The sequence below is a fragment of the Kitasatospora sp. NPDC023118 genome (assembly GCF_055560875.1).
Window position 1 is genome coordinate 286,882 of record NZ_JBVHHW010000004.1, and the last position, 26,398, is coordinate 313,279.

Sequence of the window (26,398 nt, forward strand, 5' to 3'; positions counted from 1 at the left end):
TTCGGCGGAGCCGGGGCTCAGGGGTGTTCGGGCGGGCTGATCTGCGACTGCGGGATGGCCGAGTCGGCGAGTCCCCACTTCTTGAGGATCCGCTGGTACGTCCCGTCCTTGATCAGCTGGTTGACCGCCGCCTGGAAGGCCGGGGTGAGCCTGGAGCCCTTCTTGAAGGCGAAGCCGACGTCCAGCCGGTGGAACTCGTTGAGGAAGCGGGTCCCGGCGGCCTCCTGCGCGGCCTGGTGGCGCAGGCCGTTGATGGTGGACATCTCGACGTCCACCCGGCCCTGCTGGAGGCCGGTCAGCAGCGCGCCGCCCTCGCTGAACGCCTTGACCTCGTACGGCTTCTTCCCGGCGTCGGCGCAGACTCCCTTCTTGCCGTTGAGCGTGGTCTCGAAGGTGGTGCCGGCGCCGGTGCCGATGGTCAGCCCGCAGAGCTGGGTCAGGTCGGTGATCGGCTGGATCGTCGTGTTGTCCTTCTTCACCGCGAAGCCCTGGCCGTCGTCGATGTAGGTGACGAAGTCGATGGTCTTCAGACGGGCGGTGGTGACCCCGAAGTTGCCGGTGCCGACGTCGAACTTGCCGCTGTCCAGGGCGGGCAGGATGGTCTCGAAGGCGGCCTCCTCGCGCTGCACGGTCAGGCCGAGCAGCTTGGCCACCGCGTCGGTGAAGTCCACGTCCACCCCGACCGGCTTCCTGCTGACCTGGTCGGCGTAGAAGGCACTGGGCGGGGCACCGAAGGACGAACCGAACTTCAGCACCCCGGACGCCCGCACCTCCTCGGGCAGCAGGGCGGCGGCGGCCTCGGACCTGCTCAGACCGGAGACGACGTCCTCGGTGGCGGCGGCGGACCCGCTCGCCCCCGCCGCGCCCGCGATCTCCGGGTCCGAGCCGCACGCGGCCAGCGCCAGGACCGGCAGCAGGGCGGCGGCCGCGAGCAGGCGGCGGGAGGCGGTGGTGGTTCTCACGAGGGGCCTTTCAGTGGGTCGGGAGCAGGACCGGCAGGGGCTTCTCGAAGGGGAGCGGGCCGATGGTCATCGGGTCGGCGGTGACGTCGAACAGCGGGGTGTAGCCGGCCGCCAGGTAGAGGCCCTTGGCCTCGGGCTGGCGCGGGCCGGTGGTGAGGTACGTCCGGCGGTACCCGGCGGCGACAGCCGTCCGCTCCAGCTCGGCCAGCACCCGCCGGGCCAGGCCGCGGCGGCGGTGCGCGGAGTGGGTCCACATCCGTTTCAGCTCGGCGGTGTGCTCGTCGTACCGCTTGTACGCGCCGCCGGCCACCGGCTCGCCGTCCTCCAGCAGGAGCAGCAGCACGCCGTGCGGCTCGGCGAAGGCCTCGCCCGGGTAGCGGGTCATCTCCTGGTGCGCGTCGGGGCCGTAGCGGCTGACGTACTCGTGGGTGAGCTCGCGCAGCAGCGGCTCGACCAGCGGGTCGTCCAGGGTGACCCGCCGGAACCCGCTGTTCCGCCCGTCGCTCACGCCCGCACCGCGATCAGCTGGTCGCGGTCGAAGGCGGCGGTGGTGCGCGGGCCGGTCTCCGAACCGTCGCCGGTGGCGGCGACGCCGAGGAATTCGACGGGCATGGCGGAACCTTTCGGGTGAGCGGAGTCCGGCGGACTGCGGGCGGGCACACCGGTGGCGGCCGCGGCGGGGCGGCCGTCGGGTACGTGACGGTGAAGGGGTGAGGAAGGGGGAACTGCCGGAGTGCGGTGCGAAGTCATCGGCGGCAGCGAGGGCCTGACGCGTCGCCGGTCATCGGCGACGGATCCGGGCCCGTGACGGGGCGAGCCGAGGGAGGACTCCCCGCTGGGAGATCAGGCCGGACGGGCGGCCCGCTGCCGGGTCAGCCGCGACACGCCGCGGACCACACCCGACCGAAGTCGATGTGGTCGCGGGTGACCAGGGGCTGCTCGGCGTACATGGCCTCAAGTTGAGCAGTCGGCCGAGCGGTACGTCAACCACCCATCATTGCCGCACTGTTGCGATCTCCTGTCGCTTTTCCAACACGCTCCGGCCGGACCCGACCACGCCTTGGTCACCCTTGACAGCCGTCGATCGCGCATGCGTACGATCGATGCGGAGTGCAGTGCCATGCGCCGGCCGTGTTGAGGGACGCGGGCCGGCGCCAGAGACCCGCGTACGTGACCACCTCCGTACCCCTCCCCGCCCGCACTCCGCCCAGGAGCCGCCGCCATGGCCACCCCGCAGGACGTCCTGCCCACCCCCGCCCGCGCCGAGAGCCCCGCCCCGCCACCGGCACCCGAGCCCGAGCCCGAAGGCCGGATCGTCGCCCGCCGCAAGCCCGGCCAGTGGGCCGCCGCCGCGGTCGCGCTGCTGCTGGCCGCGATGGCGGTCAACTCGGTGATCCGCAACCGGGCCTTCCAGTGGAGCGTGGTCGCCGACTGGTTCACCGCGCGGTCCGTGCTGGACGGCCTCACCCTGACCCTCTGGCTGACCGCCGTCACCCTCGCCCTCGGCTTCGTCCTCGGCACCGTCCTCGCCACCATGCGGATGTCCGCCAACCCGGTGCTGCGCACCCTCAGCTGGGGCTACATCTGGATCTTCCGGTCCACCCCGCCGCTGGTGCAGCTGCTGTTCTTCTTCAACATCGGCGCGCTCTACCCGACCCTCGGCCTCGGCATCCCCTTCGGCCCCGAGTTCGTCACCGTGAAGACCGTCAACCTGATCGGCCCCACCCTGACCGCCGTCATCGGCCTCACCCTGCTGGAGACCGCATACGCCGCCGAGGTGATCCGCGGCGGCATCCTCTCCGTCGACCGCGGCCAGCTGGAGGCGGCTGCCGCGCTCGGGCTGAGCCGCTGGCGGGTGCTGCGCCGGATCGTGGTGCCGCAGGCGATGCGCTCGATCGTGCCGACCGCCGGGAACATGCTGATCGGCGCGCTCAAGGGCACCAGCATCGTCAGCGTGCTGGCCGTCTCCGACCTGCTCTACTCGGTGCAGCTGGTCTACCTGCAGTCCTACCAGGTCATCCCGATGCTGATGGTCGCCACCATCTGGTACCTGGTGGTCACCACCCTGCTGTCCATCGGGCAGTACTACGTCGAACGGCACTTCGCCAAGGGAGCCACCCGGGACGGCCTGCCGCCCACCCCGCTCCAGCGCGCCCGCGCGGCCTTCGCCAAGGTGGTGCGGTCATGAGCGAGCGAAGCGAGCGAATCACCGAAAGGTGCGCGTGGGCGCATGCCCCTGCCGAGCGCGGCGAGCCGGGCGCAATGAGCGCACTCGTCATCGTCGGCGCCGGACCGCGCGGCACCGGGCTGCTGGAGCGGATCGCCGCCAACGCCGCCGAACTCCTGCCCGCCGAGCGGCCGTTGAACATCCACGTGGTCGACCCACACCCGCCCGGCGCGGGCCGGATCTGGCGCCACGACCAGTCCCCGCTGCTGCGGATGAACTCGATGGCCGAGGACGTCACCATGTTCACCGACGAGCGCGCCACCATCGACGGTCCGGTCCGCCCCGGCCCCTCGTTGGCCCAATGGGCCCGGCGGCAGGACGAGTTCGCACCCTACCGGGAGGTCGCCGACCCGTCCGTACGGGCCGAGCTGCGCGGCCTCGCACCCACCGACTTCCCCACCCGGCGCGCCCAGAGCGCCTACCTGGACTGGGTGTTCCGCCGCGCCGTCGCCGACCTGCCGCCGCACATCACCGTCACCGTCCACCGGGACACCGTCCACCGGATCGACGGTCCGGCCGACGGCCCGCAGACCGTCCACCTCACCGACCGGACGCTCACCGCCGACCACGTCGCCCTCACCCTCGGCCACCTCGGCTCCGCCCCGCACCCGCGCCACGCCGCCGACGCCGAGTTCGCCGCCCGGCACCGCCGCTTCCACCTCCCGCCCGCCTACTCCGCCGACGTCGAGGCCGAGTTGGCCGGGATCGCCCCCGGTGAGCAGGTGGTGGTGCGCGGCCTCGGCCTCGCCTCGGTCGACCTGGTCACGCTGCTCACCGAAGGCCGCGGCGGTCGCTTCGAACCCGACGGCGACGGGCCCGGGCTGCGCTACCGCCCGTCCGGCCGCGAACCGGTGCTCCACCTCGGCTCCCGGCGCGGCGTCCCGTACCACGCCAAGACCGAGTACCGGCTCCAGGGCCCGCCCGCCCCGCTCCCCCGGTACTTCGACGCGGCCGCCGCGGACGCCCTGCTCGCCACCGACCGGCCACTCGAACTGCGGCGCGACGTCTGGCCGTTGATGGCCAAGGAGGTCGGTTTCGGGCACTACCACGAGCTGTTCCACGCCCACCCCGAGCGCACCGCGCTGCCCTGGCCCGAGTTCCTCGCCCGGTACGACCGGCATGCCTGGTACTCCCCCGAACTCGCCGCCCTCGTCGCCGAGGCCGTCCCCGACCCGGCCGACCGGATCGACTTCGAACGGCTCGACCACCCGCTGGCCGGGCTCGAACTCGGCTCCGCCGAGGAGCTCCAGACCCACCTGCGCGACTACGTCACCGCCGACGCCGACCGGCGCCGCGACCCCGCGCACAGCGCCGACCTCGGCGCCTTCCTCGCCCTGCTCTCGCTGTTCGGCCAGCTCCCCCGGGTGCTCGCCGCCGGCCGGCTCACCGCCCGCTCGGTCGCCGAGGAGGTGGACGAGTGGTTCTTCGGCTACTTCAGCTTCCTCGCCTCCGGCCCGCCCGGCTTCCGGCTGCGCCAGCTGCTCGCCCTCTCCGAGGCCGGGGTGGTGCGCTTCCTCGGCGCCGGCGTGCGGGTCGAACGGGATGAGGCCACCGGCACCTGGCGGGCCTCCGGCACCACCGTGCCCGGGCACACCGTCACCGCCACCGCGCTGGTCGAGGGGTACCTGCCCAAGCACGCGCTGGCCCGCACCCTCGACCCGGTGCTGCGCCAACTGCACCGCGCCGGACGGGTGGTGGAGGAGGTGGTCAGCGACGAGGAGTACACCCACCGCTCCGGCCTGGTCACCGTCGCCCCCGCTGACGGCCGGCTGCTCGACCCCGCCCTGGGCGGCGCCCCGCACCCCCGCCGCACCGCGCTCGGTCCGCACACCAGCCTGCGCTCGGCGGCCGCCTTCGCCCGCCCGCGCACCGACGCCCCGGCCTTCCGGCAGAACGACGCCGCCGCCCGGGCGCTGCTGCGCGCGCTGGCCGCCCTGCCGGCGCCGGCGTTGGTGGGCTGAGGGATCGGACCGGCCGTCGAGGACGTCACCGACTCGCACGTGCCCCTCCCCCATCCGCTGTGGACCCCCAGGACAGACTCCACCGACGGCCCTCCCCTTGTTCCGGCCCAGGTGGAAGGATGGCCCGAGCCCCCGCGACGGTGCGGCGGTTCGACCAGCAGAACCCGAGGAGCGCAGTCATGGCCAAGCAGGCCCCGCAGAGCGACCCGGTGCAGGACGCCCCCGAGGTGTCCGCGCCCCAGCACGCGGCCGCCGGCCTGCCCGCCGTCGGCCACAGCCTGCGGATGGCCGCCGAGCAGATGGGGGCCCGCCGCACCCTCGCCACCCTGCTCAAGGTCAACCAGCCGGACGGCTTCGACTGCCCCGGCTGCGCCTGGCCCGAGCCGGACAAGACGCACACCGCCGAGTTCTGCGAGAACGGCGCCAAGGCCGTCGCCGAGGAGGCCACCGAGCGCCGGATCCGGGCCGAGTTCTTCGCCGCCCACCCGGTCGCCGAGCTCGCCGAGCGTTCCGGCTACTGGCTCGGCCAGCAGGGCCGGCTCACCCAGCCGATGCTGCTCGACGAGGGCGCCACCCACTACACCCCGGTCTCCTGGGACGACGCCTTCGCGCTGATCGCCGAGGAACTGCGCGCCCTGGACACCCCGGACGGCGCCGCCTTCTACACCTCCGGCCGCACCAGCAACGAGGCCGCCTTCGCGTACCAGCTGTTCGCCCGCCGCCTGGGCACCAACAACCTGCCGGACTGCTCCAACATGTGCCACGAGTCGTCCGGTTCGGCGCTCACCGAGACGCTCGGCGTCGGCAAGGGCAGCGTCAGCCTCAAGGACCTCTACCAGGCCGACCTGATCATCGTGGCCGGCCAGAACCCGGGCACCAACCACCCCCGGATGCTCTCCGCCCTGGAGCGCGCCAAGCGGGCCGGCGCCACCATCGTCAGCGTGAACCCGCTGCCGGAGGCGGGCCTGGAGCGGTTCAAGAACCCGCAGCACGCGCGCGGCCTGGTCGGCCACGGCACCAAGCTGACCGACCTCTTCCTGCAGATCCGCCTCGGCGGGGACCTCGCGCTGTTCCGCGCGCTCAACCGGATCATCCTGGAGCAGGACGGCGTCGACCGCGCCTTCGTCGCCGAACACTGCCACGGCTACGAGGAGTTCGAGGCACAGGCATTCACGACCGAGCGGGCGGACGTCCTCGCCGCGACCGGCCTGCCCTGGGAGCAGATCGAGGAGCTCGGCCGGCTGGTGCTGGCCTCGAAGAAGGTCATCGTCTGCTGGGCGATGGGCCTCACCCAGCACAAGCACGCCGTGCCGACCATCCGCGAGGTGGTCAACTTCCTGCTGCTGCGCGGCAACGTCGGCCGCCCCGGCGCCGGGGTCTGCCCGGTGCGCGGGCACAGCAACGTCCAGGGCGACCGGACGATGGGCATCTTCGAGCGGCCGTCGACGGCCTTCCTCGACTCCCTGGGCAAGGAGTTCGGCTTCGAGCCGCCGCGTGAGCACGGCTACGACTCGGTGGACACCATCCGGGCGATGCGTGACGGCAAGGTCAAGGTGTTCTTCGCGATGGGCGGCAACTTCGTCGCGGCCACCCCGGACACCGAGGTCACCGAGGCCGCGATGCGGCGCTGCCGGCTGACCGTCCACGTCTCCACCAAGCTCAACCGCTCACACGTGGTCACCGGCGCCCGCGCCCTGATCCTGCCCACCCTCGGCCGCACCGACCGGGACGTCACCGCGCACGGCGCCCAGTTCGTCAGCGTCGAGGACTCGATGGGCCAGGTCCACGCCTCCCGCGGCGGCCTGCGCCCGCCGGCCCCCGGCCTGCTCTCCGAGACCGCGATCGTCTGCCGCCTCGCCCGGACCGTCCTCGGGCCGCAGGACACCGTGCCGTGGGAGGACTTCGCGTCCGACTACGACAGCCTGCGCGCCCGGATCGCCCGGGTCGTGCCCGGCTTCGAGGACTACAACGAGAAGGTCCGCCGCCCCGGCGGCTTCACCCTCCCGCACGGCCCGCGCGACTCCCGCACCTTCCCCACCGCGACCGGCAAGGCCAACTTCACGGTCAACCCGCTGTTCGCCCCCGAGGTCCCGGCGGGCCGCCTGCTGTTGCAGACCCTGCGCTCCCACGACCAGTACAACACCACGATCTACGGCCTCGACGACCGCTACCGCGGCATCAAGGGCGGCCGCCGCGTGGTGCTGGTGAACCCCGCCGACGCCGCCGAACTCGGCCTCGTCGAGGGCCGGTACGTCGACCTGGTCAGCGAGTGGACCGACGGCACCGAACGCCGCGCCCCCCACTTCCGCGTGGTCCACTACCCGGTGGCCCGGGCCGGCGCCGCCGCCTACTACCCCGAGACCAACGTGCTGGTTCCGCTGGACTCCACCGCCGACATCAGCAACACCCCCACCTCCAAGGCCGTCGTCATCCGCTTCGAGCCCGACTCGGGCGCGGCCGAGTAGCGACGACATGCAGGCCGCCTCACGTCATCGGACGTGGGGCGGCCTGCGTCGTACCGCGTCAGTGCAGCAGACCGCCCAGCGGCAGGGTCGCCGTGGCGCTGCCCGGGGCCGAGGCGCCGGCCGAGCCGGTGGTGCTCGGGGAGCCCGGGCCCGTCGGGGTCTGGGTGGGGGTGCCGGTCGGGGTCCCGGTGGGCGTCTGGGTCGGCGTACCGGTCGGGGTCCCCGTGGGCGTCCGGGTCGGCGTACCCGTCGGGGTCTGGGTCGGGGCACCGGTGCCGGACGGCGTGCCCGGGTCGCTCGGGGTGCCGGAGCCGGTGGGCGTGCCCGGGTCGCTCGGGGTGCCGGTGCCGGAGGGCGTCCCGCTCGGCGTCCCCGGGGTGGCCGGCTGCTGGGTCGCCGGGCTGCCCGGCGCGGGCGTGACCTGGTTGGCCGGGCTGGGCGCGATCGGGGTGACGGAGTCCCAGCCCTTCGGCAGGTCGGGCACCTTCCAGGCGCCGCCGACGTCGTCCGCCGCGCCGTCCGGGTCGGGCCGGACGGCGCCGAGGATCGGCATCGAGCCGATCGGCGAGACCTTGATGAACGCCCCGGGCCGCGGGGCCTGGACGACCAGCCCGCCGCCGATGTACATCGCGACGTGCGAGGCGTCCTGGAAGTAGACCACCAGGTCGCCCGGCCGCAGCTGGTTCAGCGGGACGTGCTGCAGCTGTGCCCACTGCTCCTGGCTGGTGCGCGGGATCGGCTTGCCGGCGTGCAGCCAGGCCTGCGAGGTGAGGCCGGAGCAGTCGTAGGAGCCCGGGCCGATGCCGCCCCACAGGTACGGCTTCCCCAGCTGCGCCAGCGCGAAGGCCACCGACGCGCGCCCGGCCAGCGAGGGGGTGCGCTCCCCCTTGCCGAGGGCGCCGGAGGCGAGGAAGGCGAGCTGGGCCTCGTCGGCCTTGGCCTTCTCCAGCTGCTCCAGCTCGGAGCGCTGCGCGCCGGTCAGCGAGGAGACCAGCTGTTCGACCGAGGCGAGGTCGGCCGCGACCTTGGCCTTGGCGGCGTCCTGCTGGGCGACCAGCGCCTGGGAGGTCTTGAGCGCCTCCTCGGTCTGCTTCTTCAGCCCGTCGAGCGCCTCCCGGTCGGCCTTCAGCCTGTCCAGGAACTCGGACTGCGAGCGGCTGGCCGCCGCCAGCAGCTCGGCGATGGTGACCGCCTCGTACGGGTCCTTGGAGAGCAGCAGTTCGGCGTACGCGGAGGCGGCGCCGTTGCGGTACTGGGCGGCGGCGAGCTGGGCGGCGATGTCCGTCCCGGTGTCGACCTGCTTCTGCTGCCGGTCCAGCTTTCCCTGGAGGTCGGTGAGCGCGGCCTGCTGCTCGGCCACCTTGGCGACCGACCCGTTGTACTGCTCGGTCGCGGCCTCGGCGCTCTGGTAGAGCCCGTGCAGCTGGTCGAGCAGCGGCCCGAGGGTGGCCTTGGCCTCGGCCAGCGGGTCCGCGCCCGGGGCCACCGCGACGCCCGTTCCCGGGTCGGGCGCGGCGTGGGCGGCCTGGGTGGCCGCCGGCAGGGCGAGCGCGGCGGCCGCGAGGACGGCTCCGCACCGCAGGGCCGCCCGCACCCAGGGGCGTACGCCCGTCGACTCCGTGCGCTGTGCAGCCCCGCCCATGGGTGGTCCTCCCCGCCCGATTGCCCCTGCCCTGCCCCCGGTCCGGCCGGATCCCGCCGATCCTCCCACGGCTCACCCCGCCGGAAACAGGGCGCGTGCGGACCTGGAGGTTAATTCTCGATTGATCTGTGAGACAGCTCTCAGCAAACGGGGGCGAACCGGGGCGTTCTGCGCTAACGTCCAGCTCAGCGCGATCCAGGTCACCCCTCCGAAAGCTTCTGGCCATCGTCAGGCCACCAACGGAACCGTGATTCCCGGCCCAGTTCACCTTCCGTTTACCAAGCCGACCTACGGTCGCGACGTCATCAACGTCCGTGCGACAACTACGACGATTGTTTGGGTATGGAACACATCTCGTTCCTGGTAGCCGTTGTGATCATCACGGCGCTCGCCTTCGACTTCACCAACGGGTTCCACGACACCGCCAACGCGGCCGCCACCGCGATCGCGACCGGGGCCCTTCGTCCGAAGGTCGCGGTCACCATCGCGGCCCTGCTCAACTTCGCGGGCGCGTTCCTGTCCGTGAAGGTCGCCACCACCATCTCCGGCGGCATCGTCAACGAGAAGGCCGGCGTTCATCCCGAGATCATCTTCGCCGCCTTGGCCGGCGCGATCCTCTGGAACCTGCTGACCTGGCTGCGCGGCCTGCCGTCCAGCTCCTCGCACGCCCTGTACGGCGGCCTGATCGGCGCCACGATCGTCGGCGTCGGCATGAACGGCGTCAACTTCGACACCGTGATCACCAAGATCATCATCCCGGCGGTCGCCTCCCCCTTCGTCGCCGGTCTCGCCTCCTGGGGCGCCACCAAGCTGGCGTACGCGATCACCCGCAAGGGCGACGCCGCGGCCACCGACAAGGGCTTCAAGACCGGCCAGGTCTTCTCCTCCTCGCTGATCTCGCTCGCGCACGGCACCAACGACGCCCAGAAGACGATGGGCATCATCACCCTGACCCTGGTCTCGGTCGGCGCCCTGCCGCACGGCGCGCTGCCCCCCACCTGGGTGATCGTCTCGGCCGGCGCCGCCATCGCGCTCGGCACCTACATGGGCGGCTGGCGGATCATCCGCTCGATGGGCAAGGGCCTCACCGACATCAAGCCGCCGCAGGGCTTCGCCTCGGAGTCGGCCGTCTCGACCGTCATCCTGACCTCCTCGCACATGGGCTTCGGCCTCTCCACCACCCAGGTCTGCACCGGCGGCATCATGGGCGCCGGCCTCGGCGGCCCGAAGCCGGAGCTGCGCTGGAGCCTGGTCCGCCGCATGGTCTACACCTGGGGCCTGACCCTGCCGGCCGCGGCCCTGGTCTCCGGCGGCGCGGCCGTGCTGGCCCGGCAGGGCACCTGGGGCGTCGCCCTGGTCGGCGCCGTGCTGGTGGCCGGTTCGGGCGCGATGTGGATGATCTCCCGCCGCCAGCCGGTCGGTGCGGACAACGTCAACGACGTCGCCGAGATCACCCCGGTCGAGGTCGCCACCACCCCGGCGAACGCCGCCCCCACCCCCGCGTCGACCACGGTCGCGGCCTGAGCGCCGCAGGCTGAGGAGCACTCACCATGCACATCAAGTGGACCGCCCTGGCCCAGACCGCCGGCATCAGCTTCGGCGTCACCGTCGCCGTGGTCGCCGTCTTCGCCCTCGGCATCCTGGCGCTGTCCCGCCGTGAGGCCGCGCTGAGCGCCCGCGAGGGCGGCCAGGCCTCCGGCGGTGCCCAGCCCGCCCTGCTGGCCGGCGCGTACGCCTGCTTCGCCGTCTGCGCGGCGGCCGTGGTCTACGGCCTGGTGCTGATCGCCGCGCCGTAGTCCTTCCGGAACGCCGAACGGGCCGGGGAGTGTCGAACACTCCCCGGCCCGTTTTCGCGTATCCCCGGCTCGCCGGTCAGCTCTCCTGGGTGGTCTTCAGCGCGGTCTCCCGGATGAACAGCACGGTGACGAAGGACAGCGCCGCGAACGGGGCGGCCCACAGGAAGACGGTGCCGACGCCGTGGCCGAAGGCGTCCGTCACCAGCGGGAGGATCGGGGCCGGCAGCTTGGCCAGGTCCGGGATGCCGCCGCCGGCCGCCGCGTGCCCGGCCGGGATGTGCGCCGCAGCCAGGTCGGCCGCCAGGTAGTCGCCGACCTTGGTGGTCATCAGCGCGCCGAGCGCGGAAACGCCCATCGCGCCGCCCATGGTGCGGAAGAAGGTGACGACGGAGCTGGCCGCGCCGAGCTCGTGCCGGGGCACCGTGTTCTGCACCGCGAGCACCAGGTTCTGGCTGGTCAGGCCGAGGCCGACGCCAGTGATCGCCATGTAGAGCGCGAGCAGCCCGTAATCGGTGTCGACCCGGGCGGTGCCGAGCAGTCCGAAACCGATCGCGAGCAGCGCGGTGCCGGAGACCAGGTAGGCCTTCCACTTGCCGTACTTGGTGATCATCCGGCCGGCCACGGCGGAGGAGACCGCCAGGCCGATGATCATCGGCAGGGTCATCAGGCCGGCCATGGTCGGGGACTTGGCCCGGGCCAGCTGGAAGTACTGGCTGAGGAAGGTGGTCGCGCCGTACATCCCGACGCCGACCAGCACGCTGGCGATCGCGGCCAGGGTGACGGTGCGGTACCTGAAGAGGTCCGGCGGGATGATCGGCTCGGCGGCGCGGCGCTCGACCACGATCGCCAGGGCGCCCAGCAGCAGGCCGCCGCCGACCATGGCCACGGTCTGCCAGGACAGCCAGGCGTAGTTCTTGCCGGCCAGCGTGATCCAGATCATCAGCAGGCTGACGGCGCCGGTGATGACCAGCGCGCCCAGGTAGTCGATCTTCGCCGGGCGCTTGACCACCGGCAGCTTCAGGGTGCGCTGCACCACCAGGATCGCGGCCAGCGCGAACGGGATGCCGACGTAGAAGCACCAGCGCCAGCCCAGCCAGGAGGTGTCCACGATGACGCCGCCGATCAGCGGGCCGCCGATGGTGGCGAGGGCGAAGACCGCGCCGAAGTAGCCGCTGTAGCGGCCGCGCTCGCGCGGCGGGACCATCGCGGCCAGGCAGATCTGGCCGAGCGCGACCACACCGCCGGCGCCGATGCCCTGCAGGGCGCGGCAGGCGATCAGCTCACCGGCGTTCTGCGAGAGGCCGGCCAGCGCGGAGGTGGCGATGTAGATCAGCAGGGCGATCTGCAGCAGCAGCTTCTTGCTGGCGAGGTCGGAGAGCTTGCCCCAGATCGGGGTGGAGGCGGTCAGGGTGAGCAGGGCCGCGGTGATCACCCAGGTGTAGGCGGACTGGCCGCCGTGCAGGTCGGTGAGGATGTGCGGCAGGGCGTTGGAGACGACGGTCGACGAGAGCACGGCCACGAACAGGCCGAGCAGCAGGCCGGACAGTGCCTCCATCACCTGCCGGTGGGTCATCGGTCGGTCGTCGACGGCGGCTCCGGCTGCCGCCTCGGCTGTGACGGTCATCTGAGTCCTTCGCTGGGAGCGGTGGGGATGCGCGGGCAGGAAAATTCGTTGCCTTAAGCAACCATAAGTCGAATGGTTGACTAAGGCAACTTTCTTCAAGCCGAAGCAAAGCCCCCGGGCGGGGCCCGATCACTCCGCGGGCGGCTCCCCCAGCACGTCGTTGAAGCGGTGCAGCAGCTCGGCGAAACGGGCCACGTCCTCCTGCGACCAGCCGCCCATCACCTCGCGCACCCGCCGCATCCGCACGTCGTACGCGGCCAGGTAGCGCTTGCGCCCGTCCTCGGTCAGCGAGACCAGCGCGGCCCGGCGGTCCTGCGGGTCCACCTCCCGGGCGACCAGGCCGAGCTCCTCCAGCGCGCGGATCTGCCGGCTCACCGTGGCCTTGCCGACCGCGAAGTGCACGCCGACGTCCGTCACCCGCACCCGCCCGGCCTGCTCGATGTAGGCGAGCATGCTGTACCCCAGGCCCTCCAGCTCGGGGTGCACCCGGCGCGAGAGTTCCGCCACTCTGGCGCGGCCCCGCCGGAACATCAGCCCGACCTCGCGCTCCACCGCCACCAGGGCTTCCTCGTCCGTCACGGCGCCAGTATCGCCCAGCCGCGGTGGCCGGAAAGCGGTGCGGGAGTTGAGACGAGCCAACTAGTTCATGGTATTAAGTATCCGATTTCTTCCGATACGCAAGGAGATCTGGATGGCCGCCCCGGGGCAGGGTTTCGTCGCGGAACTGAAGGGCGCGGTCACACCGCGTGCGGCACTGCTCGTGATCGGCGTACTGCTGCTGCAGCTCGGCTTCATCACCTCGTACGTCGGGGCGCTGCACCACCCGACCCCGCACAGGCTGTCGATCGCGGTGGTCGCCCCGCCGCAGGTCACGCCGAAGCTGGTGGCGGCCCTGCAGTCGGTGCCGGCCGAGGCCGTCAGGCCCGTCACCGCGTCGGACGCCGAGACGGCGACCCAGCAGATCAAGGACCAGAAGATCTACGCCGCGCTGGTCGTGAACCCGACCGGCACCGAGGACACCCTGCTGGTCGGCGGCGCCCGCGGCACGTCCGCCGCCAAGGCCGCCGAGACCGTCACCACCACGCTGGACAAGGCCCAGGGCCGTACGGTCAAGGTCGAGGACGTCGTGCCGCTGGCCAAGGGCGACACCAACGGCCTCTCCGCCTTCTACCTGGTCATCGGCTGGTGCGTCGGCGGCTACCTGGTCGCCTCGATCCTCGGCATCAGCGCCGGCTCCAAGCCGGCCAACGTCCACCGTCTGCTGATCCGCCTCGGCGTCCTGGCGCTGTACTCGGTCGGCGCCGGCCTCGGCGGCACGATCATCGCCGGACCGGTCCTGGACGCGCTGCCCGGTTCGATCCCGGCCCTGACCGGCATCGGCGCCCTGGTGGTGTTCACGGTCGGCGCGTTCACCATGGCGCTGCAGTGCCTGTTCGACGTCATCGGCATCGGCCTCGCGGTGCTGGTCTTCGTGGTGCTGGGCAACCCGAGCGCCGGCGGTGTCTACCCGGCCCCGATGATGCCTCCGTTCTGGCGGGCGATCGGCTCGCTGATCCCCAACGGCGCCGGCACCAGCGCCACCAAGTCCATCGCCTACTTCGGCTCCACCAACCTGGGGACGCCGATCCTGGTCCTGGTGGTCTGGGCGCTGGTCGGCATCGGCGTCGCCTACCTGGCCGTGCTGCGCGGCCCGCGCTCCGGCGGCCGCGAGATCGTCGCCGAGCCCGCGCAGGCCTGAGCCCCCGGCCTCGAAGCACCGCTGACCGAGCCCCCGGCCTGCCGGCCGGGGGCGCCTCCGTGGTCCGGGTAGGCGGGCCTCAGCCGCCCGTGAGCGGCCCCGGGTCGGCGACGATGGCCCGCACCACGCCGACCGCCGCGCCCAGCAGCGGCCCGCGCCGGCCGAGCTTGGAGACCGTCAGCCGGTCCTCCGCCCAGGGCCGCACCGTCACCCGGGCGGCCAGCTCGCGGCGCATCGCCGGCAACAGCCAGGGCGCCAGCCGGGCGTAGCCGCCGCCCAGCACCACCTCGGCCGGATCCAGCAGGTTGACCGCCCCGGCCGCCGCGATGCCGAGCGCCGAGCCGGCCCCGGCCAGCGCCGCCAGGGCCGGCCCGTCCCCGGCCCCGGCGCGTTCGGCCAGCAGGGTCACCCAGTCGCCGCGCGCACCGCTCAGCCCGGCCGCCCGCAGCACCGCCGCCTCGCCCGCGTACTGCTCCAGGCAGCCGTGCGCCCCGCAGGCGCAGCGCATCCCCTCCGGGTGGACGGGGACGTGGCCGAACTCGCCCGCGTAGCCGCGCGCGCCGCGCAGCAGCCGGCCGCCGACCACGATCGCCGCGCCGACCCCGGCCTCGGCGGAGATGTAGAGGAAGTCCTCCGGGCCCTCGTCCAGCCACCGTTCGGCCAGTCCGCCGAGGTTGGCCTCGTTGTCCGCCTGGACCGGCAGCTCGGCCAGGTGGTCCCCGGCGTTGCGCAGCGCCGGGCGCAGTTCGGGGGCCAGCGGGACGTCCTGCCAGCCGAGGTTGGCGGCCCGCTGGAGCACCCCGCTGGCGCCGACCAGTCCGGGCACGGCCAGGGTCAGTCCGGCCGGGCGCAGGCCCGACTCGGCGACGGCGGAGCGCACCAGCCGGGCGAGGTCGGCCATCACGGCGGCGGGCTGCCGGCCACGGTTGACGACCTCCTGGCGCCGCCAGGCCCGGACCTCCCCGCGCAGGTCGACCACGCAGGCGCCCAGGTGGCGGACGCCGATCTCGGCGCCGAGGCCGCCGGGCCCGAGCGGGTTGAGCCCGAGGGCGGTGCCGGGTCGGCCGACCTTGCCGCTGGGCGCGGCGGGGCCCTCCTCGACCACCAGGCCGGCGGAGATCAGCTGTTCGGCGAGCGAGGAGACCGCGGCCCTGGTCAGCCCGGTCTCGGCGGCCACCTCGGCGCGCGAGCGCGGGCCGCGCGCGATCACCCCGAGCACCAGGGCCAGGTTGGCCCGGCGCATCCCCTGCTGGCTGGCGGGCCCGGTCCGGACGCCGTCCGGCTCGCCGCGCATAACTCTCACCTCACGGTCTTACGAGACATCCCGTGGCATCTCGGGTGCAGCGTAACCCGGCCGCGCCCGCTCGGCGGGGCCGGTGAAGACCCACCGCCGCACCGCCCAGAAGCGGAACAGCATCGCGACGAAGGTCCCGACGACCATCCCGCTGAGGAAGTCGGCGAACTCCTGGGTGAGCGGGTCGACGTACGGCTCGCGCAGGTCCAGGGCGTACCGGGAGAGCGCCAGCGGGGCGTCGTTGACGCCGATCGCCACCGCGCTGACCAGGAAGAACAGCAGGGCCTCCCGCCCGCGTCCGGCGGTGCGGAAGGCCCAGCGCAGGTTGAGCACGTAGGAGACGACGGTGGCGATCACCGTCGCCACCGTCAGCGCGACCACCGGCTTGTGCTCCAGGACGGTGAACTTGAGCCCGAAGTCGATCACCACGGTGAGCACGAAGCAGCCGCCGCCGACCAACAGGAACTTCACCAGTCGGCGGTGCCGTACCAGGGGCGGGCGCAGCCGGGCCGGCACCCGGGCCAGGACGCGCTGCGTGGGGGACGGCATCTCCGCAGTGTGGCACGCGGGGATGCCGTCGGCCCTGGCGACCGCTACGCCGCGGCGGCGACCAGCACCTCGGCCGGCTCCAGGGCCAGCTCCAGCACCTCCCGCACGTCCGACACCGGGTGGACGGTGAGCCGCTCCAGCACCTCGGCCGGGACGTCGTCCAGGTCGGCCTCGTTGCGCTTGGGGATGATCACCGTGGTGACCCCGGCCCAGGCGGCGGCGAGCAGCTTCTGCTTCACCCCGCCGATCGGCAGCACCCGCCCGGTCAGCGACACCTCGCCCGTCATCGCCACGTCGGTGCGCACCTTGCGGCCGGAGAGCAGCGAGGCCAGCGCCGTGGTCATGGTGATGCCGGCGCTCGGTCCGTCCTTGGGGACGGCCCCGGCCGGGACGTGCAGGTGGACGCCGCGGTCGCGCAGCGAGGTGACCGGCAGTTCCAGCTCGGCCCCGCGCGAGCGCAGGAAGGAGAGCGCGATGTGCGCGGACTCCTTCATCACGTCGCCCAGCTGCCCGGTCAGCGTCAGCCCGGTGCCGCCGGTCTCGGCGTCGGCCAGCGAGGCCTCGATGTAGAGGACGTCGCCGCCGGCGCCGGTGACCGCGAGGCCGGTGGCCACGCCGGGCACGGCGGTGCGCCGCTCGGCGGGCTCCTGGGCGGACTCCGGCACGTGGTGCGGTCGGCCGATCAGGGCGCGCAGGTCCTCCGCGCCGACCGTGGCGGGCAGCTCGCGCTCGCCCAGCTCGGCCTGTGCGGCGATCTTGCGCAGCACCCTGGCGATCGAGCGCTCCAGGGTGCGCACGCCCGCCTCCCGGGTGTACTCCCCGGCGAGCCTGCGCAGCGCCTCCTCGTCCACGCTGACCTGCCCGTCGCCGAGGCCGGCCCTCTCCAGCTGGCGCGGGAGCAGGTGGTCGCGGGCGATGACGACCTTCTCGTCCTCGGTGTAGCCGTCGAGCCGGACCAGCTCCATCCGGTCGAGCAGCGGCTCGGGGATGGCCTCCAGCACGTTGGCGGTGGCGAGGAAGACGACGTCGGAGAGGTCGAGCTCGACCTCCAGGTAGTGGTCCCGGAAGGTGTGGTTCTGCGCCGGGTCCAGCACCTCCAGCAGGGCGGCGGCCGGGTCGCCCCGGTAGTCGGAGCCGACCTTGTCGATCTCGTCGAGCAGGACGACCGGGTTCATCGAGCCGGCCTCCTTGATCGCCCGCACCAGCCGGCCGGGCAGCGCGCCGACGTAGGTGCGCCGGTGGCCGCGGATCTCGGCCTCGTCCCGGACGCCGCCGAGCGCGACCCGGACGAACTTGCGGCCCATGGCGCGGGCCACCGATTCCCCGAGGGACGTCTTTCCGACCCCGGGGGGCCCGACCAGGGCGAGCACCGCGCCGCCCCGGCGGCCGCCGACCAGCCCGAGCCCCTGGTCGGAGCGGCGCTTGCGAACGGCCAGGTACTCGACGATCCGGTCCTTGACGTCGGTCAGCCCAGCGTGGTCGGCGTCCAGCACGGCGCGGGCGCCGGGGATGTCGTACACGTCCTCGGTGCGCTCGTTCCAGGGCAGCTCCAGGACGGTGTCCAGCCAGGTGCGGATCCACGAGCCCTCGGGGGACTGGTCGGACGCGCGCTCCAGCTTGTCGACCTCCTTGAGCGCCGCCTCGCGCACCTTCTCGGGCAGGTCGGCGGCCTCGACCCGGGCGCGGTAGTCGCCCTCCTCGTCGGCCGGGTCGCCGTTCAGCTCGGCCAGCTCCTTGCGGACGGCCTCCAGCTGGCGGCGGAGCAGGAACTCCTTCTGCTGCTTGGCCACGCCCTCCTCGACGTCCTTGCGGATGGTGTCGTTGACCTCCTCCTCGGCGAGGTGGTCGCGCAGCAGGGTCAGCGCGTACTCCAGGCGGGCGACCTGGTCGGCCTCCAGCAGCACCTTGAGCTTCTGCTCGGCAGTGACGAAGGGCGCGTAGCCGATGTTGTCGGCGAGTTCGCCGACGCCCTCGATCTGGGCCACCCGGTCGACGATCTGCCAGGCGCCGCGCTTGCGCAGCCACTGGGTGGACAGCGCCTTGTACTCCTTGACGAGCTCGGCGGCCCGCCCGGCCACCGGCGTGCCGACCGAGGACTCCCGGAACGGCGTGGTCTCCACCCAGAGGGCGGCGCCGGGGCCGGTGGTGCCGACCCCGATCCGGACCCGGCGCACGGCGCGCACCAGCGCCACCGGCTGCCCGACGGTATTGGGGCCGTCCGCCAGGCGGCCGACCTGCTCCACGGTCGCCAGCGTGCCGGCCGCCGCGTACGAGCCGTCCACCCGCGGGACCAGCAGGACCTGCGGCTTGCCGGAGCCGGTGGCCGCGGCGCGGGCGGCCTCGACGGCGGCGCGCACCTCGGCGTCCTTCAGGTCCAGCGGGACGACCATGCCCGGAAGGACGACCTCGTCGTCGAGCGGCAGTACGGGCAGGGTGAGCGGAGCGGACGTCGATGCCATGATCTCTCCCCAGTCAGCGAACTTGAGTCGACCTGACTAAGGCTTCACGACCGCCGAATGTTCCCGGCACCTTGTTCGCCATGAGCGAACGGGGAGCTGCGGGACGGACCGGCGGACGGCACCGTCAAAAACGCGGGGAAAGGAGAGCCAACGGAGGGCCGGCCGGTCAGCGCGCGGCGGACGGCCGCGCGCCGGCGCGCACCGCGGCGGGGGCCGGCCCGGCCGCCGGGACCGTCGCCGAGCGCCGGCGCGGCCGGGGCGGGCGCCGCCCGGTCCCGCGCAGCCAGCCCCACAGCGCCACTCCGGCGAGCACCGCGGCCGGGTGACCCACGGCCGTGACCACGTCCTTCTCGGTGGCGATCTGCTGGGCGATCATCAGCCCGGCGCCGCCCAGCGCCAGCAGCCGCCCACGCCGGGGCAGCAGCCCGGCCACCGCGCCCAGGCAGGCGAGCACGCCGTAGCTGACCCCGATGTCCAGGTAGTCCATCGCCTCGGGCGCCATCCGCCCGGTCTCCACCGCGGTGATCACCACCCCCTGGGAGAGCAGCGTCGCGGACACGTGCCCGATCGCGAACACCGCCGCCGCCCGGGCCGGTCCGACCCTGCGCTCCAGCGGAGCGAGGGTGAGGGCGAAGCCCCACAGGTACGGCATCCACACGTTCCCGGCGACCCAGAACCCACTCAGCACGAGAGCGCGCAAAGGATGCTGGAGCAGGTTGTGGCCGTCCGAACTGGAGGCCTCCCGCAGCCGCTGGACGAGTTCCGGATCGGCGAACGTGGCGAAGGTCGTGGTGGCGCCGACCACAGCGAGATATCCGAGCGTGAAGGGGTTGCGCCGAGGTGTCGGAACCCGTTCCAGCAGCCACTCGAAGACGCCGGTGCGCAGCCCGTGGCGGAGCATTCCGTACGGCACCCGCGCGGCCGGGCTCCCGTCGGCGTCGCGCCGCAGTCCAGCCATGCCGCCTCCGCTCCACACCCGCGGCCGTCGGTCCTCGCCGCAGCCCAACGCACCGGCGCGGAGCCCTGATTCCACCCGGCGGAGCGTTGTCGTGGCCACGGTACGTCGAGGTTCTGAGAGGCAGCTGAGAAAAGCCCGTGAAGACCGTCGCCCCGCGGACCGGCCGGATCACCGGTATTGGTCCAGACCTTCTTCCGATTGACGCGTCAGTAGGGCCTCTGACCGGCGACTTGGCGTCAACTCGACTGCATACGTACCGTTACGCAGTGAAAATTCGCCGGGTAAGGTATCGGCCCGTGCCCACTCGTGCAGTGGGCCCACGGGCGGCCGGACAGCCGGCCCACGGGCCGGAAACGTCCGGTCCACCTGCCGGAAAGCATCCGCTGTCCGTACGCTGCGATGTGCGTGGGAGACGTGGACGGGGAACCACCCGTCCTCCGCTCTCCTGGGCGCGCGACGGGACGGCGGACCCGGCACAGTCCACGACGGAACAAGACTACGAGCGGAGCCCCGCCATCCCCACAGGTGGCCGGCCCGCAGCCCTGGGGGCGGTGGCGTGACCGTGACAGAAATTCAGCAGGACAACCACAACGCCGGCGGCACGGTGAGCAGCCAGCGCAGAGTGCTGGTGGTGGAGGACGAGCCCACGATCGCGGAGTCGATCGCGGCCCGGCTGGGTGCGGAGGGCTTCAAGGTCGCCGTGGCCCACGACGGTCCGGGCGCGGTGGACGGCTTCCACACCTGGCAGCCGGACCTGGTGGTCCTGGACATCATGCTGCCCGGCTTCGACGGCCTGGAGGTGTGCCGCCGGATCCAGGCGCAGCGTCCGGTGCCGGTGCTGATGCTGACCGCGCGCGACGACGAGACGGACCTGCTGGTCGGCCTCGGCGTCGGTGCCGACGACTACATGACCAAACCGTTCTCGATGCGCGAACTGGCCGCCCGGGTCAACGTGCTGCTGCGCCGCGTCGAGCGCGCCCAGCAGGCCGCCCGCACGCCCGCGCTCGGCAGCCTGCGCTTCGGCGAGCTGGAGATCGACCACGTGCAGCGCCGGGTCCGGCTGGCCTCGGGCGACGTCCACCTGACGCCGACCGAGTTCGACCTGCTCGCCTGCCTGGCCGCCCAGCCGCGCGCGGTGCTCACCCGCGAGCAGCTGCTGGCCGAGGTGTGGGACTGGACCGACGCGTCCGGCACCCGCACCGTCGACAGCCACGTCAAGGCGCTGCGACGCAAGATCGGCGCCAGCTGGATCCGTACCGTCCACGGCGTCGGTTACGCACTGGAGGCCCCGCTCTCCTGACGGCGGGAGCTTCGGGCGACGGGCCACCGGGGGGCCCGCGTCCCGAGACCGCCGTGCCACCGCGCGGGGATCACAAGGGACCAATGACCTTTCCACAGCAACGCAACGGGGACGCCGACGGCGCGCGCCCGCCGACGCTGGCCGCCCGCGCCGCCCGCCGGGTCTGGGCCGACATCCGCCCGCTCGACCCGGTCCGCTCGATCAAGGGCAAGCTCGCCCTGCTGGTGATCGTCTCCGTGTTCCTGGCCACCGGGATGGTGGTCGTGGCGATCCGGTCCGAGACCCAGATCCGGATCATCATGATCTTCTCCATGATCGCCTCGCTGCTGTTCATGCAGTTCCTCGCGCACGGGCTGACCGCCCCCCTGCGCGAGATGACGGACGCCGCCCGCGCGATGGCCTCCGGCGACTACAGCCGCCGGGTCGAGGTGAACTCGCGCGACGAGATCGGCGAGCTGGCGGCCGCCTTCAACGCCATGGCCGCCGACCTGCAGGCCGCCGACCGGCACCGCCGCGAGCTGGTCGCCAACGTCTCGCACGAGCTGCGCACGCCCATCGCCGCGCTGCGCGCCGTGCTGGAGAACGTCGTGGACGGCGTCGTCCAGCCCAATCCGGCGACCCTGGGGGCCGCGCTGGAGCAGACCGAGCGGCTCGGCCGCCTGGTCACCCACCTGCTGGACCTCTCCAAGATCGACGACGGCGTGGTCGACCTGGACGCCCGCCCCTTCGAGGTGCGCGAGTTCCTGGACGGCGTGCTGCGCGGGGTCACCGTGGACGGCGCGACGGCCGGCGGCGCCTTCTCCAGACGCGGCGACGTCCGGCTGGCCCTGGAGGTCAACCCGGCCGGCCTGACCGCCGTGGCGGACCCGGAACGGCTCCACCAGGTGGTCGCCAACCTGGTCGACAACGCCTGCAAGCACTCCCCGCCCGGTGGCACGGTGACCGTGCGCGCCCGGCACGAGGGCGAGGAGGGCGGCCTGCTGCTGGAGGTCCAGGACGAGGGTCCCGGCATCCCGCCGGCCGACCGCACCCGGGTCTTCGAGCGGTTCAGCCGCAGCGGCACCGCCACCGCCTCCGGAGCGGGCGCGGACGGCGGCACCGGGCTGGGCCTGGCCATCGCCCGCTGGGCGGTCGACCTGCACGGCGGGCGGATCGCCGTGGCCGAGTCCCCGAGCGGCTGCCGGATCGAGGTCCGGCTGCCCGGGCAGCGCTGAGCGGTCCGGGACATTTGTCACAGATCCGACACAGACCCACACGAAGATCGCCGGACGATCCGGCCAGGATTTTGTCCGGTTTCGCCCATATATAGGGGGCGATCGGGCCCGATCGGTTCCCCTCAGATACGGCTTTCTAACGTACTTTTTCAGCCAATCCGCAGGTCAGGACTGTGATCTGGGCGACGCCTGGGGCCCGGAGACTGCGCGATCACTGGTCAGGGGCGTAGCCTTAATCCCCGCTGTCCAAACATCCCAAAAGGAAGCGGAAGAGGGCGGTTGCCGCCGTGTCGCCACAGTCCCCTGAAACCCCCAACAGCTCGGCAAGCTCCACTGGCTTCGGTCCCAATGAGTGGCTCGTCGATGAGATCTACCAGCAGTACCTCCAGGACCCGAACTCGGTCGACCGAGCCTGGTGGGACTTTTTCGCCGACTACAAGCCCGGTACCGAGGTGACCCCAGTGACCCAGGCCGCGACCCAGGCCGGCCCCACGCCGACCCCTGCCGCTGCCCCCGCGCCCGCCGCTGCTGCTGCTCCGGCCGCGCCCGCCGCTCCGGCCGCTCCGGCCCCGGCCGCCGCTCCGCTCGCCGCCGCACCCGCCGCGCCCCCGGCCCCCAAGGCCGCCGCCGCTGCCCCGGCCCCGGCCGCCGCCCCGGCCGGCCCCGAGCTGGTCCAGCTGCGTGGCCCGGCGAAGGCCGTCGCCACCAACATGGACGCCTCGCTGGAGGTGCCGACCGCGACCTCGGTCCGCGCCGTCCCGGCGAAGCTGTTGATCGACAACCGCATCGTCATCAACAACCACCTGCAGCGCGCCCGTGGCGGCAAGGTCTCCTTCACCCACCTGATCGGTTACGCCCTGGTCCAGGCCATCAAGGCCGCCCCGGGCATGAACCACAGCTACAAGGTGGAGGACGGCAAGGCCTTCCTGGTCAAGCCCGAGCACGTCAACCTGGGCCTGGCCATCGACCTGGTCAAGCCGAACGGCGACCGCCAGCTCGTCGTCGCGGCCATCAAGAAGGCCGAGACCCTCGACTTCTTCGGCTTCTGGCAGGCCTACGAGGACATCGTCCGCCGGGCCCGCGCCAACAAGCTGACCATGGACGACTTCACCGGCGTCACGGTCTCGCTGACCAACCCCGGCGGCATCGGCACCGTGCACTCCGTGCCGCGCCTGATGCAGAACCAGGGCACCATCGTCGGTGTCGGCGCCATGGAGTACCCGGCCGAGTTCCAGGGCTCCGCCCCGGAGACCCTGGCCCGCCTCGGCGTCTCCAAGATCATGACGCTGACCTCGACCTACGACCACCGCGTCATCCAGGGCGCGGCCTCCGGCGAGTTCCTGCGCGAGATCCACCGCCTGCTGCTCGGCGAGAACGGCTTCTACGACGAGATCTTCGAGTCGCTGCGGATCCCGTACGAGCCGGTCCGCTGGGCCACCGACGTCGCCACCACCCACGACGACGAGGTCAACAAGACCGCCCGCGTCATGGAGCTGATCCACTCCTACCGGGTCCGCGGCCACCTGATGGCCGACACCGACCCGCTGGAGTACAAGCAGCGCAAGCACCCCGACCTGGACGTCGTCCAGCACGGCCTCACCCTGTGGGACCTGGAGCGCGAGTTCGCGGTCGGCGGCTTCGGCGGCCAGAAGATGATGAAGCTCCGCGACATCCTCGGCCTGCTGCGCAACACCTACTGCCGCACCGTCGGCATCGAGTACATGCACATCCAGGACCCGAAGCAGCGCAAGTGGCTGCAGGAGCGCCTGGAGAAGCCGTACGCGAAGCCCGAGCGCGAGGAGCAGCTGCGGATCCTCCGCCGCCTGAACTCCGCCGAGGCCTTCGAGACCTTCCTGCAGACCAAGTACGTCGGTCAGAAGCGCTTCTCGCTGGAGGGCGGTGAGTCGCTGATCGCGCTGCTGGACGCGACCATCGACTCCGCCGCCGAGCACCGCCTCGACGAGGCCGTCATCGGCATGGCCCACCGCGGCCGCCTGAACGTGCTGGCCAACATCGTCGGCAAGCCGTACGGCAAGATCTTCGGCGAGTTCGAGGGCAACCTCGACCCGAAGTCGATGCACGGCTCCGGCGACGTCAAGTACCACCTGGGCGCCGAGGGCACCTTCACCGGCCTGGACGGCGAGACCATCAAGGTCTCGCTCGCCGCGAACCCCTCCCACCTGGAGGCCGTGGACCCGGTCGTCGAGGGCATCGCCCGCGCCAAGCAGGACATCCTGGACCAGGGCGGCACCACCTTCCCGGTGCTGCCGATCCAGATCCACGGTGACGCGGCCTTCGCCGGCCAGGGCGTCGTCGCGGAGACCCTGAACATGTCGCAGCTGCGCGGCTACCGCACCGGCGGCACCGTGCACGTCGTGGTGAACAACCAGGTCGGCTTCACCGCCGCCCCGGCGTCCTCGCGCTCCTCGATGTACTGCACCGACGTGGCCCGCATGATCGAGGCCCCGATCTTCCACGTGAACGGCGACGACCCGGAGGCCGTGGTCCGCGTCGCGCGGCTCGCCTTCGAGTTCCGCCAGGAGTTCCACAAGGACGTGGTGATCGACCTCATCTGCTACCGCCGCCGCGGTCACAACGAGGCCGACAACCCGTCGTTCACCCAGCCGCTGATGTACGACCTGATCGACAAGAAGCGCTCGGTGCGCAAGCTGTACACCGAGGGCCTGATCGGTCGCGGCGACATCACCATGGAAGAGGCGGAGCAGGCGCTCCAGGACTTCCAGGGCCAGCTGGAGAAGGTCTTCGCCGAGGTCCGCGACGCGGCCCAGGCGCCGGCCGACACCACCACCGGCAAGCCGGTCGCCGACTTCCCGGTCTCCATCCAGACCGGCATCTCCCAGGAGATGGTCAAGCGGATCGCCGCCTCGCAGGTCAACCACCCGGACTGGCTGACCGTCCACCCGCGTCTGCTGCCGCAGCTGCAGCGCCGCGCCGCCTCGGTCGAGGACAACACCATCGACTGGGCGATGGGCGAGACCCTCGCCATCGGCTCGCTGCTCATGGAGGGCCACCCGGTCCGCCTGGCCGGCCAGGACAGCCGCCGCGGCACCTTCGGCCAGCGGCACGCCGTCCTGATCGACCGCAAGACGGGCGAGGACTACACCCCACTGCAGTACCTCACCGAGGACCAGGCCCGCTACACCGTCTACGACAGCCTGCTGTCGGAGTACGCGGCCATGGGCTTCGAGTACGGCTACTCGCTGACCCGCCCGAACGCGCTGGTCATGTGGGAGGCGCAGTTCGGCGACTTCGTCAACGGCGCGCAGACCATGGTGGACGAGTACATCGCCTCCGCCGAGCAGAAGTGGGGCCAGCACTCCGGCGTCACCCTGCTGCTGCCGCACGGCTACGAGGGCCAGGGCCCGGACCACTCGTCCGCCCGCCCGGAGCGCTTCCTCCAGCTGTGCGCGCAGAACAACATGACGGTCGCGATGCCGACCCTGCCGTCGAACTACTTCCACCTGCTGCGCTGGCAGGCGCACAACCCGCACCACAAGCCGCTGGTCGTCTTCACCCCGAAGTCGATGCTGCGTCTGAAGGCCGCGGCGAGTGCGACCGAGGAGTTCCTGTCCGGCTCGTTCCGCCCGGTCATCGGCGACACCACCGTCGACCCGGCGCAGGTCCGCAAGGTGATCATCACCGCCGGCAAGTTCTACTACGACCTGGAGGCCGCCCGCGCCGAGCGCGGCGTCACCGACACCGCGATCGTCCGGGTCGAGCGGCTCTACCCGCTGCCGGTGGCCGAGCTCCAGGAGGAGCTGGCCCGTTACGGCGACAACGTCCAGTTCGTCTGGGCGCAGGAGGAGCCGGACAACCAGGGTGCCTGGCCGTTCATCGCGATGAACCTGGTCGACCACCTGCAGGTCGTCATCGGCCGCAGCGCCGGCGGCTCCCGCCTGCGCCGCGTCGCCCGCACCACGGCCTCGTCCCCGGCGGTCGGCTCGGCCAAGCGGCACGCCGCCGAGCAGCAGGCGCTGATCGAGGAGGTCTTCGCGCTCTGACGCGCTGAGGCCCGCCCCGCTGATACGCCCGCGGCCCCCGACTCCCGACCAGGGAGACGGGGGCCGCGGGCGTTCCTGTTCACGCCAAGGTCGCAGCTCTGCAACCAATCGGGGACCGGCCTGCGCGGATTCCTGACGGATCGGTAGGTTATGCCTCGCCAGATCGCCGCCCGGCGCCCGTCATCGC

Annotated in this window: 17 protein-coding genes and 1 pseudogene; 9 read left to right on the top strand and 9 right to left on the bottom strand. The window is 72.6% G+C overall.

The features are described 5' to 3' along the window. Positions 1 to 17: 17 nt before the first annotated feature. Complete coding sequence (locus ACZ3UD_RS07585; protein ID WP_465583413.1) at positions 18 to 962, bottom strand: ABC transporter substrate-binding protein; 945 nt, start codon at positions 960 to 962, stop codon at positions 18 to 20. 10 nt (positions 963 to 972) lie between these two features. After that, on the bottom strand, positions 973 to 1,470 hold the full coding sequence (locus tag ACZ3UD_RS07590) for a GNAT family N-acetyltransferase (RefSeq protein ID WP_465583416.1): 498 nt from the start codon (positions 1,468 to 1,470) through the stop codon (positions 973 to 975). Positions 1,471 to 2,184: 714 nt separating this feature from the next. Between ACZ3UD_RS07590 and ACZ3UD_RS07595 the strand changes: the two genes are divergently transcribed. The 3 genes from ACZ3UD_RS07595 (at position 2,185) to ACZ3UD_RS07605 (ending at position 7,615) form a co-directional block, all read left to right on the top strand. Beyond that, entirely contained in the window at positions 2,185 to 3,150 is a 966-nt protein-coding gene (locus tag ACZ3UD_RS07595) for an amino acid ABC transporter permease (RefSeq protein WP_465583419.1), read from the top strand. A gap of 74 nt (positions 3,151 to 3,224) precedes the next feature. Further along, the gene (locus ACZ3UD_RS07600) at positions 3,225 to 5,150 is read left to right on the top strand and encodes an FAD/NAD(P)-binding protein (RefSeq protein WP_465583662.1); all 1,926 of its coding nucleotides are present in this window, start codon (positions 3,225 to 3,227) and stop codon (positions 5,148 to 5,150) included. 179 nt (positions 5,151 to 5,329) lie between these two features. Further along, positions 5,330 to 7,615 (top strand): FdhF/YdeP family oxidoreductase, encoded by a 2,286-nt coding sequence (locus ACZ3UD_RS07605; protein ID WP_465583422.1) that lies wholly within the window; start codon positions 5,330 to 5,332, stop codon positions 7,613 to 7,615. A 58-nt stretch (positions 7,616 to 7,673) separates the two neighbouring features. Here the strand turns inward: ACZ3UD_RS07605 and ACZ3UD_RS07610 are convergent, their stop codons facing one another. After that, complete coding sequence (locus tag ACZ3UD_RS07610) at positions 7,674 to 9,257, bottom strand: NlpC/P60 family protein (protein ID WP_465583425.1); 1,584 nt, start codon at positions 9,255 to 9,257, stop codon at positions 7,674 to 7,676. A gap of 342 nt (positions 9,258 to 9,599) precedes the next feature. Here ACZ3UD_RS07610 and ACZ3UD_RS07615 point away from each other — a divergent pair, with 342 nt between their 5' ends. Both ACZ3UD_RS07615 and ACZ3UD_RS07620 read left to right on the top strand, forming a co-directional pair. Further along, positions 9,600 to 10,781, top strand: coding sequence for an inorganic phosphate transporter (locus tag ACZ3UD_RS07615; RefSeq protein ID WP_465583427.1), 1,182 nt, complete (start codon positions 9,600 to 9,602; stop codon positions 10,779 to 10,781). A gap of 26 nt (positions 10,782 to 10,807) precedes the next feature. Continuing rightward, complete coding sequence (locus ACZ3UD_RS07620; protein ID WP_465583429.1) at positions 10,808 to 11,053, top strand: hypothetical protein; 246 nt, start codon at positions 10,808 to 10,810, stop codon at positions 11,051 to 11,053. A gap of 91 nt (positions 11,054 to 11,144) precedes the next feature. On the opposite strand, the pseudogene ACZ3UD_RS07625 reads toward ACZ3UD_RS07620, so the two are convergent. Then, a pseudogene (locus tag ACZ3UD_RS07625) lies at positions 11,145 to 12,626 on the bottom strand (MDR family MFS transporter); the annotation flags it as partial. A gap of 180 nt (positions 12,627 to 12,806) precedes the next feature. Next, on the bottom strand, positions 12,807 to 13,256 hold the full coding sequence (locus ACZ3UD_RS07630; RefSeq protein ID WP_465583432.1) for a MarR family winged helix-turn-helix transcriptional regulator: 450 nt from the start codon (positions 13,254 to 13,256) through the stop codon (positions 12,807 to 12,809). A gap of 112 nt (positions 13,257 to 13,368) precedes the next feature. On the opposite strand from ACZ3UD_RS07630, the gene ACZ3UD_RS07635 reads away from it, so the two are divergent. Beyond that, on the top strand, positions 13,369 to 14,415 hold the full coding sequence (locus tag ACZ3UD_RS07635; RefSeq protein ID WP_465583435.1) for an ABC transporter permease: 1,047 nt from the start codon (positions 13,369 to 13,371) through the stop codon (positions 14,413 to 14,415). Positions 14,416 to 14,494: 79 nt separating this feature from the next. On the opposite strand, the gene ACZ3UD_RS07640 is transcribed toward ACZ3UD_RS07635, so the two are convergent. The 4 genes from ACZ3UD_RS07640 to ACZ3UD_RS07655 all read right to left on the bottom strand — a co-directional run bounded on the left by ACZ3UD_RS07640 (position 14,495) and on the right by ACZ3UD_RS07655 (position 19,675). Further along, entirely contained in the window at positions 14,495 to 15,709 is a 1,215-nt protein-coding gene (locus ACZ3UD_RS07640) for an ROK family transcriptional regulator (protein ID WP_465583438.1), read from the bottom strand. A gap of 18 nt (positions 15,710 to 15,727) precedes the next feature. Beyond that, a complete protein-coding gene (locus tag ACZ3UD_RS07645) occupies positions 15,728 to 16,258 on the bottom strand; it encodes a GtrA family protein (protein WP_465583441.1) in 531 nt (176 codons plus the stop codon). Positions 16,259 to 16,302: 44 nt separating this feature from the next. Continuing rightward, complete coding sequence (gene lon / locus ACZ3UD_RS07650) at positions 16,303 to 18,717, bottom strand: endopeptidase La (protein WP_465583444.1); 2,415 nt, start codon at positions 18,715 to 18,717, stop codon at positions 16,303 to 16,305. A 166-nt stretch (positions 18,718 to 18,883) separates the two neighbouring features. After that, a complete protein-coding gene (locus ACZ3UD_RS07655) occupies positions 18,884 to 19,675 on the bottom strand; it encodes a rhomboid-like protein (RefSeq protein ID WP_465583447.1) in 792 nt (263 codons plus the stop codon). Between the two features lie 562 nt (positions 19,676 to 20,237). Here ACZ3UD_RS07655 and ACZ3UD_RS07660 point away from each other — a divergent pair. From ACZ3UD_RS07660 to ACZ3UD_RS07670, 3 genes are all read left to right on the top strand, one after another. Next, positions 20,238 to 20,975: a response regulator transcription factor gene (locus ACZ3UD_RS07660; protein WP_181970677.1), complete on the top strand. Its 738-nt coding sequence runs from the start codon at positions 20,238 to 20,240 to the stop codon at positions 20,973 to 20,975. Positions 20,976 to 21,058: 83 nt separating this feature from the next. After that, positions 21,059 to 22,189, top strand: a complete 1,131-nt coding sequence (locus ACZ3UD_RS07665) for a sensor histidine kinase (protein ID WP_465583451.1) — start codon at positions 21,059 to 21,061, stop codon at positions 22,187 to 22,189. 287 nt (positions 22,190 to 22,476) lie between these two features. Continuing rightward, a complete protein-coding gene (locus tag ACZ3UD_RS07670; RefSeq protein WP_465583454.1) occupies positions 22,477 to 26,211 on the top strand; it encodes a multifunctional oxoglutarate decarboxylase/oxoglutarate dehydrogenase thiamine pyrophosphate-binding subunit/dihydrolipoyllysine-residue succinyltransferase subunit in 3,735 nt (1,244 codons plus the stop codon). The last annotated feature ends 187 nt before the right edge of the window (positions 26,212 to 26,398 follow it).

Excerpts from the sequence above, each read along its gene's own strand:
- ACZ3UD_RS07595 (WP_465583419.1), top strand. The coding sequence starts at position 2,185 with ATGGCCACCCCGCAGGACGTCCTGCCCACCCCCGCCCGCGCCGAGAGC.
- ACZ3UD_RS07600 (WP_465583662.1), top strand. The coding sequence starts at position 3,225 with ATGAGCGCACTCGTCATCGTCGGCGCCGGACCGCGCGGCACCGGGCTG.
- ACZ3UD_RS07605 (WP_465583422.1), top strand. The coding sequence starts at position 5,330 with ATGGCCAAGCAGGCCCCGCAGAGCGACCCGGTGCAGGACGCCCCCGAG.
- ACZ3UD_RS07610 (WP_465583425.1), bottom strand. The coding sequence starts at position 9,257 with ATGGGCGGGGCTGCACAGCGCACGGAGTCGACGGGCGTACGCCCCTGG.
- ACZ3UD_RS07615 (WP_465583427.1), top strand. The coding sequence starts at position 9,600 with ATGGAACACATCTCGTTCCTGGTAGCCGTTGTGATCATCACGGCGCTC.
- ACZ3UD_RS07620 (WP_465583429.1), top strand. The coding sequence starts at position 10,808 with ATGCACATCAAGTGGACCGCCCTGGCCCAGACCGCCGGCATCAGCTTC.
- ACZ3UD_RS07635 (WP_465583435.1), top strand. The coding sequence starts at position 13,369 with ATGGCCGCCCCGGGGCAGGGTTTCGTCGCGGAACTGAAGGGCGCGGTC.
- ACZ3UD_RS07640 (WP_465583438.1), bottom strand. The coding sequence starts at position 15,709 with ATGCGCGGCGAGCCGGACGGCGTCCGGACCGGGCCCGCCAGCCAGCAG.
- ACZ3UD_RS07645 (WP_465583441.1), bottom strand. The coding sequence starts at position 16,258 with ATGCCGTCCCCCACGCAGCGCGTCCTGGCCCGGGTGCCGGCCCGGCTG.
- lon (WP_465583444.1), bottom strand. The coding sequence starts at position 18,717 with ATGGCATCGACGTCCGCTCCGCTCACCCTGCCCGTACTGCCGCTCGAC.
- ACZ3UD_RS07655 (WP_465583447.1), bottom strand. The coding sequence starts at position 19,675 with ATGGCTGGACTGCGGCGCGACGCCGACGGGAGCCCGGCCGCGCGGGTG.
- ACZ3UD_RS07665 (WP_465583451.1), top strand. The coding sequence starts at position 21,059 with ATGACCTTTCCACAGCAACGCAACGGGGACGCCGACGGCGCGCGCCCG.